The sequence below is a fragment of the Mycobacterium neumannii genome (assembly GCF_048452905.1).
GTDB classification, from domain to species: domain Bacteria; phylum Actinomycetota; class Actinomycetes; order Mycobacteriales; family Mycobacteriaceae; genus Mycobacterium; species Mycobacterium neumannii_B.
Genome location: NZ_JBCGVF010000001.1, coordinates 13,003 through 25,430, shown reverse-complemented (window position 1 = coordinate 25,430; position 12,428 = coordinate 13,003). Strand labels below are relative to the sequence as shown.

12 protein-coding genes are annotated in these 12,428 nt (G+C 59.1%); 4 read left to right on the top strand and 8 right to left on the bottom strand.

Annotated elements, in window-relative coordinates:
* Window positions 1–221 precede the first annotated feature (221 nt).
* The 4 genes from AAHH99_RS00100 to AAHH99_RS00085 all read left to right on the top strand — a co-directional run bounded on the left by AAHH99_RS00100 (window position 222) and on the right by AAHH99_RS00085 (window position 3,941).
* Window positions 222–1,055, top strand: coding sequence for an NAD-dependent epimerase/dehydratase family protein (locus AAHH99_RS00100; RefSeq protein ID WP_418766879.1), 834 nt, complete (start codon window positions 222–224; stop codon window positions 1,053–1,055).
* Window positions 1,052–2,113, top strand: coding sequence for a class I SAM-dependent methyltransferase (locus AAHH99_RS00095; protein ID WP_418766878.1), 1,062 nt, complete (start codon window positions 1,052–1,054; stop codon window positions 2,111–2,113). The genes AAHH99_RS00100 and AAHH99_RS00095 overlap by 4 nt, the downstream gene beginning before the upstream one ends.
* A complete protein-coding gene (locus tag AAHH99_RS00090) occupies window positions 2,100–2,870 on the top strand; it encodes a cephalosporin hydroxylase family protein (protein WP_418766877.1) in 771 nt (256 codons plus the stop codon). Before AAHH99_RS00095 ends, AAHH99_RS00090 begins: the two co-directional genes overlap by 14 nt.
* Before the next feature lie 297 nt (window positions 2,871–3,167).
* The gene (locus AAHH99_RS00085; protein ID WP_418766876.1) at window positions 3,168–3,941 is read left to right on the top strand and encodes a methyltransferase domain-containing protein; all 774 of its coding nucleotides are present in this window, start codon (window positions 3,168–3,170) and stop codon (window positions 3,939–3,941) included.
* 33 nt (window positions 3,942–3,974) lie between these two features.
* Here the strand turns inward: AAHH99_RS00085 and AAHH99_RS00080 are convergent, their stop codons facing one another.
* The 8 genes from AAHH99_RS00080 to AAHH99_RS00045 form a co-directional block, all read right to left on the bottom strand.
* Window positions 3,975–5,198: a methyltransferase domain-containing protein gene (locus tag AAHH99_RS00080; protein ID WP_418766875.1), complete on the bottom strand. Its 1,224-nt coding sequence runs from the start codon at window positions 5,196–5,198 to the stop codon at window positions 3,975–3,977.
* Window positions 5,195–5,746 carry a dTDP-4-dehydrorhamnose 3,5-epimerase family protein gene (locus AAHH99_RS00075; protein WP_418766874.1) on the bottom strand — a complete coding sequence of 184 codons (552 nt, stop codon included), beginning with the start codon at window positions 5,744–5,746 and terminating at the stop codon, window positions 5,195–5,197. The genes AAHH99_RS00080 and AAHH99_RS00075 overlap by 4 nt, the downstream gene beginning before the upstream one ends.
* The gene (rfbG, locus tag AAHH99_RS00070) at window positions 5,743–6,831 is read right to left on the bottom strand and encodes a CDP-glucose 4,6-dehydratase (RefSeq protein WP_418767545.1); all 1,089 of its coding nucleotides are present in this window, start codon (window positions 6,829–6,831) and stop codon (window positions 5,743–5,745) included. Before rfbG ends, AAHH99_RS00075 begins: the two co-directional genes overlap by 4 nt.
* On the bottom strand, window positions 6,819–7,592 hold the full coding sequence (gene rfbF / locus AAHH99_RS00065) for a glucose-1-phosphate cytidylyltransferase (protein WP_418766873.1): 774 nt from the start codon (window positions 7,590–7,592) through the stop codon (window positions 6,819–6,821). Before rfbF ends, rfbG begins: the two co-directional genes overlap by 13 nt.
* Complete coding sequence (locus AAHH99_RS00060; RefSeq protein ID WP_418766872.1) at window positions 7,589–8,347, bottom strand: hypothetical protein; 759 nt, start codon at window positions 8,345–8,347, stop codon at window positions 7,589–7,591. Before AAHH99_RS00060 ends, rfbF begins: the two co-directional genes overlap by 4 nt.
* Before the next feature lie 377 nt (window positions 8,348–8,724).
* Window positions 8,725–9,288 carry a hypothetical protein gene (locus AAHH99_RS00055; protein ID WP_418766871.1) on the bottom strand — a complete coding sequence of 188 codons (564 nt, stop codon included), beginning with the start codon at window positions 9,286–9,288 and terminating at the stop codon, window positions 8,725–8,727.
* 222 nt (window positions 9,289–9,510) lie between these two features.
* Window positions 9,511–10,914: a hypothetical protein gene (locus tag AAHH99_RS00050; protein WP_418766870.1), complete on the bottom strand. Its 1,404-nt coding sequence runs from the start codon at window positions 10,912–10,914 to the stop codon at window positions 9,511–9,513.
* A 447-nt stretch (window positions 10,915–11,361) separates the two neighbouring features.
* Window positions 11,362–12,153 carry a GAP family protein gene (locus AAHH99_RS00045; protein ID WP_418766869.1) on the bottom strand — a complete coding sequence of 264 codons (792 nt, stop codon included), beginning with the start codon at window positions 12,151–12,153 and terminating at the stop codon, window positions 11,362–11,364.
* Between the last annotated feature and the right edge of the window lie 275 nt (window positions 12,154–12,428).

Sequence of the window (12,428 nt, the reverse complement as noted above, 5' to 3'; positions counted from 1 at the left end):
CGGCCCGAGTGGTCTTGGTCGGCCGCCCGAAGATTCAGCTCAAGGGCCCGAATCGCTCGGCGCGCAGCACCGAGAGGCATTATCAGGTCCGGAGACGAACACCGTGGTGGACGCAAGGGGCGGATGGAAGGTTGGGGCACATTGGAGACGACGGTGACGGAAGGATACCGGGGCGAGTTCCGAAGCCATCGTCAGCCGGCTCTGTGGGATTCCAGCCTCCGGTGACCGTCGTGCTGACCGGAGCCACCGGATTCGTCGGGAGGCAGGTCCTGAGGGAGCTTCTCGAAAGAGGCGCTTCGGTGCGGGTACTCATCCGGGATCCATCCCGCCTGGATGCACTGCCGACGCGAGGATCATTGGACGTCGTGCAAACCCCTGACTTGTTCGTCGAACCAGAAGGTCGTCTGACTGACATGCTCGACGGATCGGACACGCTGGTGCATACGGCGTGGTACACGGATTCCAGCGATTACCTTACGTCCCCCATGAACCTCACCTGTCTCGCAGGCACACTCAGGCTGGCCTCCGCGTTCGCAGCCGCTGGAGGCAAGCGATTCGTCGGTGTCGGAACCTGCGCGGAGTATGACCTTTCGGCGTCTGTGTTGACCACCGAAACTCCTCTGGCGCCGAGCACGTTGTACTCCCAGTGCAAGGCGGCGGCGTTTCAAGTGCTTCGCAGTTTTTTCGAAGCCGAGTCCTTCAGCTTTGCCTGGTGCCGCATCTTTTACTTGTACGGCGAGGGCGAAGACGACAGACGACTGGTGCCATACATTCGAAAGCAGTTACAAGCGGGACAGGAAGCTCTCCTTACTCGCGGCGAGCAGGTGCGGGATTTTCTCGACGTGAAGGATGCCGCTCGAATGATCACCGACGTCGCGTTGGGCCAACAAGAGGGTGCCGTCAACATCTGTTCGGGTAAAGCCGTGACTGTCCGGCAGCTCGCCGAACGCATCGCGGACGAGTACGGTCGGCGTGAATTGTTGCGGTTCGGGGCGAGACCCGAGAACATCTTTGACCCACCGCGGGTGGTTGGCGTGCAGGAGGACTTGAATTGAGTGGAGGGACACTGCTGTACGAGCAGTCAGATTTTCCCATCTTCCAGAACCGGATGTACGACTCTGCCCGCGAGGCGCGAAGCTGCCCCCGAGGCGATATTCGCCTGGTTCAGGACGACGTCAGCGGCTTGGTTCACAACGCCGCCTTCCGACCCGAGTTGATGTCGTACGACGCGCATTATCAAAACGAGCAGGCGCATAGCCCGTTGTTCAAGAGTCACTTGGAACAAGTCGCTGAGATCATCGAGCGCACAATAGGCACTGACGGGTTGGTCGAAGTCGGTTGCGGCAAAGCGCATTTCCTGGAGTTACTGCAGTCCCGCGGTTGCTCCATTACGGGCTTCGACCCAACGTACGAAGGAGAAAACCCAGCGGTCAAGCGTCACTTCTTCGGTACGGGTGTGTCCGTGTCTGCCAAGGGAATTGTGCTTCGTCACGTACTCGAACACGTGCAGAACCCTTTCGGGTTCCTCGAGGACTTGCGCGACGCGAATGACGGTGGCCTGATTTACATCGAGGTGCCATGTCTTGATTGGATTCTGCGCGCCAGAGCCTGGTTCGACATCTTCTACGAACACGTCAACTACTTCAGGCTCGAGGATTTCTCCCGACTGTTCGGCACAGTCGCGGAGGGCGGGCACCTCTTCGGTGGCCAATATCTCTACGTCGTTGCCGACCTCGCCACCTTGCGACCACCCGTCGCCGGCCCGGCAGACCTGGTCGACTTCCCGGATGACTTCTTATCGGCGGCGACGGGTGCGCCGCCCGACGGTGCAGGATTGCGGGCCGTATGGGGCGCGGCGTCGAAAGGTGTCATCTACTCGCTACTGCAGGAGCGATTCGGCAATCCGATAGATGTTCTCGTCGACATCAACCCGGCCAAATGGAACAAGTACGTGCCAGCCACCGGCCTGCGGGTGATGTCGCCGGCGGAGGGGATGGAATCGCTGTCCCCGGGCGCAGACATCTATGTGATGAATTCCAATTACTTGGAGGAGATTCGCACGATGACGAAGAATCGATTCAACCTGATTGGAGTCGACCGTGGGCGGGTTTGACGACGAGATTGTCGACCGGATCGATGCAATGTCGCGTGATGAATCCCTACAGACGCACGCTGCGAGATTCATGCAGACCTCGCTCGAATCTCAATATTCGTACAATTTCACCTGGATGTCGCGTCCCGTCATTCAGTATCCCCAAGACATCGTCGCCATGCAGGAACTGATCTGGCGCGTCCGGCCCGACCTGATCATCGAGACCGGCATCGCCCATGGTGGATCGCTCATTTTCAGCGCGTCCATGCTCGCGCTGTTGGACGTGGCCGATGCGATCGAATCCGGTGCACCGCTCGATCCTGTTAAGTCCGATCGCAAGGTCCTCGGCATCGACGTCGACATCCGCGCGCACAACCGCAAGGCCATCGAGGCGCACCCCATGGCATCGCGCATCCAAATGATCGAGGGCTCAAGCATCGCGCCCGAGGTAGTGGCGCAGGTCCGTCAGATAGCCAGCGGCTATCGGCAGGTCATGGTTTGTCTGGACAGCAATCACACCCACGACCATGTGCTGGCCGAATTGGAGGCCTACGCGTCGTTGACTTCGGTGGGCAGCTATTGCGTCGTCTTCGACACGGTCGTCGACGATATGCCGTCCGAGATGTTCACCGACCGTCCCTGGGCTCCCGGCGACAATCCGAAAACTGCCGTGCGCCAATTCCTCAACACGCATGCGGAATTCGACGTCGACAAGAGCATCGAGCACAAATTGCTGATCACGGTTGCGCCCCACGGGTATCTGAGACGCTCGTCCTGAGCGACCATCACCATTCGCTCTGACGGCGATCGCGCAACGAGAAGTGCGGAAGTCGTTCCAGGGCAACGTGAGCCGCGGCCGAAGGTTCTCGCAAGCATAGTGCAGATTGATGAACCGGCCTCGTCGCGGGGGAGTGCGTTTTGGGTGTGAGACACCTGGTGCGTCCGAGAAATTGACCGTTTCAACCGGGCGGAGCGCTGCAACGGCCATGCCAATAAAATAGTTAGACAGTCCAATCGATAGGGAGCCCACATTTTGAAGCGAGAGACCCACAGCGTCATTCCAAGCGTGAATCGCGTGCCGGCGACGAACGACGAAGCGACGCCCAGGACTCTGTTGCCGCCCAGATGGCTCCAGATGTTCGTCGGCGCCCCAAGCGCAAAAAAGTTCAAAGAAGACGGCGCTGAGGTATTAGAACATCTGATTGAGTTGTGTGATTTGCAGCCGGATCACGCAGTGCTCGACGTGGGTTGCGGCTCGGGGCGCATGGCTTTGCCATTGACCGGCTATCTCAACGGCGAGGGTCGCTACGCCGGTTTCGACGTCTCACGGAGAGCCGTCGCGTGGTGCACCAAGAACATCTCGCGATCGCACCCAAACTTCGAGTTCAAAGTTGCAGACATCTATAACGGACTATACAACCGCAAAGGAAAAGACACATCGGCGGAGTTTCGCTTCCCGTTTCCGGACGCGTCATTCGACGTGGTTTTCCTTGCCTCGGTTTTCACCCACATGTTCCCCTCCGGTGTTGAGAACTATCTGCGTGAGATCGCTCGTGTACTGAAGCCGGGTGGACGATGCCTGATCACGTTCTTTCTTCTCACCGACGAGTCGCTGGGTCTGATTAACGCGAAAAAGCAGAAATTATTCAGGCATGCGAGGCATGGGTACCGCACGAATACCCGCATCCGGCCGGAAGTGGCGGTTGCCTACGAAGAACCCTTCGTCAGAAACCTGTATGAGAAAAGCGGACTCGAGGTCGTGGATCCGGTCCGCTACGGCTTGTGGTGCGGGCGAATTGACCACCTGAGTTTTCAGGACGTCGTGGTCGCCGTAAAGCCGCTGACCTGATTGCGATGTGGACGCCGTCCGTCTTCCTGGCTTTCATACGAAGCTCAACTCCGGAACTGTGGTCAAAAATCGAACGCCTGCAGCGACGAGATCATCGAAGTGGTCTCGTACCTCAGCGGCGATGTTCCACGGCAGAATAACCACGTAGTCGGGGGGATTGTTCCGAAGCGCCTCGGGCGAATAGATCGGTATATGGCTTCCCGGCATAAACTTTCCCTGCTTAGCGGGTGCGGCATCGCATACGTAAGGCAGCAAGTCCGGCTTCACACCCGCGTAGTTCAATAAGGTGTTGCCTTTCGCCGCCGCGCCGTAGGCCGCCACACGCCTATCGGCGCGCCTCTGCTCAACCAGGAAGGCGAGAAGATCATTTTTGACACGGTCAGCCCGGTCTTGGAATCCGGTATACGTCTCTAACTCCGTCAAACCGAACTGCCGTTCACGAGCGAGGATCGAACCAACACGGTCCGTCGTAGCGATCGGTGCCGCTTCATGACAGCCATACACGCGCAGACTGCCGCCATGAGTCTGCAGCTCATCAACGTCCCAGATTCGCAAATTTGCAGCGGCGAAGATACGGGACACAGTTGTGAGCGAAAGGTACGAGAAATGCTCATGGTAAATCGTGTCGAACTGCGTCCGGTCGATCAACGGCATGAGGTGAGGAAATTCCAATGTCACGGTGCCTGCGGGCTTCAGCACAGCGGATATTCCGCGGGTGAAGTCGTTGATGTCGGGGACGTGAGCATAGACATTGTTCCCCACGATCAGGTCTGCGGATCGCCCTTCGCCGGCGAGTCGGCGTCCGAGAGATTCGCTGAAGAATTCGCGCAGAACCGGAATTCCCAGCTGTTCTGCAGCGTCAGCCGTGCTCTCCGTCGGCTCGACCCCAAGACACGGAATTCCGGCTGTAACGAAGTCCTTCAGGAGGTAACCGTCATTAGAGGCAAGTTCGATAACATTACTTTCGGGCCCGAGTCCCAAGCGTTCGGTGATCATGCGCACGTATTCCGCGGCGTGCGCGAGCCAACTGCTGGAAGTGCTTGAGAAGTAGGCATAGTCGGCACGAAACAGTTCATCGGCGCGGGCATAATCCTCAGTCTGTACCAGCCAGCACCGGTCGCACACTTTCACGCGTAGCGGGTAATAGACCTCAGGCTTATCCAAGTCTTCTGCCGTCAAGTAGGCATTCGAAGGAGGCGCAAATCCGAGGTCCACGAAACTGTGCCTCAAGGATTGGCCGCAGTGGCGACATCTCATAAGTCAACTCCGGTGAAATCGTCACTCACTAGGGGATGCGAGAGATCTCGAGGCGATACGTCCAACGGGTGCAATGGCCAAGGGATGGCCAATTTCGCGTCGTCGTAGCGAAGGCCGCCCTCGGAGCCCGGACGGTAATAGGTCGTGTGTAGATAGATCAATTCGCTTTCCGCGTCCAGTGCCTGGAAGCCGTGCGCGAAGCCTTCCGGTATCACGATCATTCGGGCGTCATCTTGTGCGAGTTCGTAGGCCTGCCAATGCAAGAACGTGGCGGAGTCCCTGCGGAGGTCGACAACCACGTCCCAAACCCTGCCCCGCAAGCACCGAACCATTTTCATCTCGGCGTGCGGTGGCATTTGGTAGTGCATACCGCGAATCGCACCGGCGTGGCTGGTCTTGGAGTGGTTGATCTGCACGACCTGCCGGTCCCCGAGAACAGGAGCAAGCTCCTCAGCGCAGAACAGTCGGACAAAGGACCCTCGAGCATCGCGGTGGGGCGAGGACTCCACGATCTTCAGACCATCCACTGGCGTGTCGAGGATTTTCATGCCGTCGCCCAACCGGCGCCCGATGCGATTGCATCGCTCACATACGTGTCGAGTTGGCCGGCGCTCGACACCTCACCGGCTTCGATCCAATGTCGGTACCAGTCGGCCGTGTGATGGATTGCATCCGCAAGGCCCCACACGGGGTGCCATCCCAGATGTGCCTTCGCCTTTGCGATGTCGAGTTGGAGCAGGTTCGCCTCATGAGGGTGCGGGCCTGATGAGGCCTGCCACTCGATATCTGGCCACGTGCGCCTGAAGGCCCGGAGCATCTCCTCGACCGACAGGTTCCCTTCCCCGCCAGGACCGAAGTTCCAGGCGTCGGCAACTGTTGCGTCGCCATCCAAGAGGCGCTGGCCCAACAGCAGATACCCGCTGAGGCAGTCCAGCACATGTTGCCAGGGCCGTGTTGCCTGCGGCGAACGGACGACGAGCGGGTTACGAGCGACGACGGCTCGAACCAGATCAGGAATCAGCCGGTCCTCCGACCAATCCCCGCCGCCGATTACATTGCCTCCGCGGGCTGTTGCAACCAGCGGGGACGATGGCTCTTGCAGAAAAGCGGTCCGGTAGCTACTGGCAACCAACTCACATGCGGCCTTGGACGCGCTATAAGGGTCGTGACCGCCCAGTCGGTCTCGTTCGCGGTAGCCCCAGGCCCATTCTCGATTCTCATAGCACTTGTCGGTCGTGACGACGACCACCGCTTGCAACCCCGGTGTATGACGCGCAGCCTCGAGAACGTTGACGGTCCCCATCACATTTGTGGCCCACGTGTTTACGGGCTCGCAGTAAGACCGGCGCACCAAAGACTGAGCGGCCATGTGGAAAACGATCTCGGGACTTTCCTCAGCGAAGACCCTTCGAACTGCGGCCTCATCGTGAACGTCGACGCGATGATCGTTCATCGGAAGCCGCAACAGATCCCAGTGGCTGGGCTTGGAAGTGGGATCAAGAGCGAGTCCCGTGACGTCGGCGCCGAGCGCGCGAAGCCACAGGCACAACCAACTGCCCTTGAAGCCGGTGTGACCGGTAACCAGAGCTCTTCGCCCGCGATAAGCGTTGCCGAAGGAGTTCAACGCCAGCATTTCCACGGTGCTTCACCGCTACGCCACAAATCTTCGAGCGTGTTCTTGTCTCGAAGCGTATCCATGGGTTGCCAGAAACCCGAGTGCTCGAATGCCATCACCTCGCCGTCGGCGGCCAGACGAGCCAAGGGTGAACCTTCCCATGAGGTCTGGTCGTCCTGAATGTAATCGAGGACCGCGGGTGACAACACGAAGAACCCGCCGTTGATGAGACCGCCGTCGCCACGAGGCTTCTCGACGAAGCGCGTGACGCGACCATCCGCACACTCGAGGGCGCCGTATCGGCCCGGCGGAAGTACCGCAGTGACTGTGGCGTGACGCTTGTGTCGGCGGTGGTATTCGATGCTTGCACTGATGTCCACGTCGCTGAGTCCATCACCGTAAGTGAAACAGAACGCCTCTTCATCCTGGATGTAGGCTGCCACACGCTTGAGGCGCCCGCCTGTCAACGTGTCGTCTCCGGTGTCCACCAACGTGACACGCCACGGTTCTGCGTGTTGCCGGTGCACCTCCATCTTGTTCGCAGACATATCGAATGTCACATCCGACATGTGCAAGAAATAGTTCGCGAAGTACTCTTTGATGAGGTAGCCCTTATAGCCGCAACATACGACGAATTCGCGAATTCCATGATGAGAGTAAAGCTTCATTATGTGCCACAAGATGGGGCGCCCGCCGATTTCGACCATCGGTTTGGGGCGTGTCATGGTCTCTTCGCTGAGGCGAGTGCCGAGCCCGCCCGCCAGCAATACGGCCTTCATCCTGCTCGATCATCCTTGAGTTTGTAACGGGCCAGCCGCTTCTTCGGTTGTTCTACCAAGCCCACCGTGTAGGTTGCGTCGTCTTCCACGATTGCGGTCATGTGGCCGAAAATAGGCTCCGGGATATCCTTCCCATGCGCTTCGATGAGGTGGCGCATCAAAAGGAAAGATCCCAGCCGCTCAGACAGGAAGCCGACCGCTCTTATCTGATAAGCGTCATACTTTCTCAGACGATCGCTGTATCGGATGAGGAAGCTTTTACTAACGCGCTCGATCTTTGACAACGCATCGACCAAGAAGGTTTTCGGATAAATCCCTAGTTCGACCCCTCCGGGGATGAAATGCTTCGACGACAGAAAGTCGGCCGCGGAATCCTTATCCAGCACGCCGGTCTCAACGGCAAGGGCGGTGTAGTCGAGAATGTCTTTGCGGCGATGGCATATCGTGTAGTGCCCAAGCATCGAGTTCTTCAGATACAGCGGTTGCGGCACGAGAAAGCCGAGGTCATTAGGCGGTGTGAATATCGACAATTCGACCTCCTCCGCAACCCCGTGGCGCCGAACCTCCCTCATGGTCGGATAGATCCGGGACTCGATTCCTTCAGGGTAAGGAAGAACTCTTTTTCGGAAGGATGAGATCTCGATCAGCTGGATATGGTTCGGCAGCTTCTCGATAGCGATCGGCAAGACGTGCGTTCCTGCTGCACCATATGCCAGCGGTCGAGCTTCGTGCCAGAAAGAATCGAGATGTTTCACATGGAATTGTGAATGGGGCTGAAAATCTCCGAGTGATAGGCAATCGTCATACCACTCCTCGGGTAGTAGAGGCTGCGTATGCGTGACGCAGAATCTGTGAATCATAGATAAATCTCACCAAACGGTTGGGCGGCCGGCGTAAGCGTCGCCTCCGAAAATTGCGTATCTACCGTTGCTCGTTCTATGCGGCGGTGGGCGACCTGGCGTTTGCGGCAAGGCGGCCAATCTCTAGGGTTTCGGCTCATTCGGACACATTTGTCGGGCCGGACCGTCTGCCATGCGGCCAACTATAGCCCATGTTTACCAGGCGCTCCGGGCAGGCGGTTCCACGGGTGGATGTGGGTTCTGCCTGGTAGGACATGATGGGCAGGGGCATCTCACGCGCCTTCGACTGCGCGACGCACGACGACAACAGGGCTGCTCTGGAACCGAGATTCGTCGGATGCAATCTGGTAATGGCCATACAACGCGTCCATGAAGGCACTTCCGAGATTTGCAAGCGAAAGTCCGTTGTAGAAAGTCCACGGATGGAACCGGGAATCAGCGATCATATAAATTCCATCTTCCCTCAACGCGCTTTCGAATAGGAAGCCAAAAAAATCGATCATGTGCGCTGTCGTGAGACTTCCAGCATCGAGTATGACGTCGAATGGTCCGAACTCCGAAGCCGCTTCGCGAATGACTGTACGGGGTTCACCACCGATGCGTACGTGGACACCTCTCGCATCAGCGATCTTCGCGAGCTTGGAACTGATGTCGATCGTGACGATCGTTGAGCCGCTAGGAATGCCTTCCTGCCAACTTCGGAGCGACGACCCATAGAAACTGCCGATCTCCAGCACTCGGATCGGTCTGGTCAAGTCGATTTCGAACTGGCATATCGCCAAGTGTCGCGCGTGCTTGTCGGCCTCCGGGGCGTAGCTCTCTGCCGCAGCCTGCAAGCTCGGACGCTCAGATTCCCGAGCCGACCATTCTGTTGCCGAGGAAAGCTCTGAACCCAACGCTCTCATCATCCTGCGCCGGCTCCGGGAGCGAGACCTCCGAGCTACGGGGGAAAACTTCAGAGCGATCTTCACGATTGCCAGTCTGACACCTGGCCAAGCTCTCGGTGCAACGGCTCAGCGCGTAACCCGGCACGAGGCCGTTGCGCCACTTCCGTGTCGCTACAGCACATCACCCGTGAGGCCGAAGTCGTCGAGCGTTTTGATCGCCAGCTCGCGTAAAGCCGCTTTTGTGTTCGGCGTGCCTGGCTGATAGGCGGTTACGCTCATGCCGATCTTGTCGTTGAGCCGCCAGGATTGGAGCGTCATATGTCCGCCCGTTCGCTCTAGCCATCCTCGCGTCGCCTGCTGCCTCGTCACCCGGGCGGTCACCGGCGTGGCGTCGGTGCCGTCGAGGCGGCACATAACCGGACCGAAATCGCCTAGGTCTGAGCAGAATACGGGCAGATCGGGATCTGCGAAAGCTGCTTCGGACAGCCGTTTCAACGCCCGCTTAGGCAGGAACGGCGTCAGCCAGAAGAACTGCAACGCCTCGTCCGGCGTTTCTTTCAGTGATTCCAACGCCTGCCTGATTGCGCCGCGGAGATCATTCAAGTCTTTCGTCGCCAGCGCTGGATCGGTGCTCAGGCGTGCGAACGAAACCGCGATCGCTCGTGTGTCGTCCACGGTGCGTTGACTTATCGGGAGTTGTAAAGTCACCGCACCGTCACTCGCGCGTCGCCGTCCCAATCCATCGGCGAACCTGGCAGCGAATCCGGCTACCAAGGTCCTGCTTGTTCCGCCGAGGAGTTCGGCGCGAGCATCCCAATCACGCAACTCGACGTAGACGGTGATACCCGGGACAACAACGACTTCTTCTTCGGAACCTTCAGGGACGGCGACAGGTAGAGGATCTGGTGATTCGGCGAGGTTGTCGCGACGGAGACGTGCCATCTTCATTGCTGCGGCGAGCGCCCGGCCCACCTTCGGGGCGTCCTTCGCTCTTTGCCGCAGATCCTGCATAACGGCACGGCTTCGAGTGCGCGAATGCGGCGGCGGGTAGCCAAGATCTCTGGTGTTGCCGAGAATTGCATCGGCTATCGTGACGGCAAGTCCGAGGCCGTCGATCAAGTAGTGCGAGACCACCAGGCTGACTGCCGTCGAGCCATCCGTGAGTGGAAGCAGGCCGAGATGCCAACCGGGACCCGTTTCAGAATTCGTAGGTACCTGTGAGCGTTCATCGATCCATTCGCTGAGCTCCGCGCGCGGACGGGCGTGCTCGGCGATATCGATATCCGGTGGTGTCTGGTCCTGAACCCAGCGGTCCCGGGCGAATGGGAGGGGCGACCGCTCGATGCGCCGCCCCAGCAATCCACGACCGAGATTGGCGTGAAATCGCCTCAGCCCATCGAAGTCGATGGGATGCTCGTAAACCCAAACGCACTGGACGACTTCCTCCTGCCCAGTGGCCAGGCGCCCCGCGAACCAGCCTTGGTCCAGGAATGTAAGCGAATTGTCCGGCGCGATATCGTCATTGGATACACGACGCCGGGAGATTGCGCCAGTACGCCGTCTCTTAGCTGACACAGCTCAACTTTCGAGTACGCGGATCGGTGCGCACACGAGACGCAGTCGGGAGACCATAGGCTTCACTTACAGCCGCATCATCCTCATCTGTTCGTGTCAGCATGAACGCGAGTATCTACTATCCATGGCTCCATCCAAGGCCGAACACAGAACATTTGGTCAGGGCAACATGTCCGCGACTGCGGCGAGCGATCGATTCCTGGATGTCGTGGTCACATTGCGTTTCGTCGACGTTAGCAGTGACGCAGATCGAATGGACGAGTGTGGCCCGGGCTCCGCGCGGATGGCTGCCCTGGTTGAGCAGACCGCGATGGCCTGCGGTCGAAATGGGTTGGCATGGATTGAGACTGACGACGACACGCCCATGGCCGAGCCATGGCGTCGAGTCTAAGCCATACGTTCGTTGCGCGAGGAGCGCCAATTGATCTGTGTCCGGCACTGGAAGTGTCAGAACAGGTCGGACGCACCCGCACCGTTGACCATCAGCGAGACCCCGATCACCGCTACGAAGGCGATAAGGAGGTGTTGACGATGAACGAGAGCCCAGTCGTGGAGGCGCCGCAGTGCTGCGTGGGTCTTTGCGGGCATGGCGAGATAGCAGATGAGGATGATCTCGACACTGGCAAGTAGAACGACCACGAAGACGATGGCTGCGGTGATCTGCACGCCGATCGCGGTGCCGGAAGCCACAAGGATGGCGACGATGAGTACGGCCCACTCGATCGACAACAGGTACCCGAACCCGAGGGCCCATCCGACCCACGAAGAACCGCTTTGCCAAGCGTGATGGACGCGTCCAAGGAGTCGACGAAAGGGAGACCCACCTTCCTCTGCCGCTGCCTGCGCACGGCGAAGAAGGCCGGAGAGTGCCGGCGGAGTAACCGTATCCGGCCCCGAGCCCGATGCGGTGGCGCTTGTCGACTGACGAACCCGCCGACGTGCCCTGAACCGTAGCGCCATCACCAAAGCAATGGCGAGGAACAAACCTCCCACGGCGACCTGAATATGGCGGACGGTCGGGCTCGTCGACATGGCGCTGGTGAACGAATCGAAAACCGGTGCATGGTGAAGCACCAAAAGCGGGATCAACAGGTATGGAAGAGTGATCATCAGCGAGCCGACCCAATAGAAGAACAAATTCGGCAAGGGTCTTGGCCGGGAGATTATGAGGAGGATGGCAGCGAGGCGCCACGGATCCAGTGCCCCAAGCAGGGCCAGCGCCAGCACTGAGCTCCACATGGCCGAAACATTACTCTGTTAGCTGTCAGGCGCCGGTCGGCGGGAATCTCCTGTGCTCGGCTAAGGCACGCCCGAACCTATCGAAATGTCGAATTTGCTGTGCAACGGGCAATGGTGCGATAACCGCTCTGTTGTGGCCGAAATCCAGCGGCCTACCGCTGCCCGGCGCCGGTCTGCTCAGACGCGCGCCGACGATGACGAGAGGCAAGCGGGCTCGAGGTCTCGGAGGTCGGCACGATGGACGGTGACCAGGTGGCGTACGCACACAACATGTT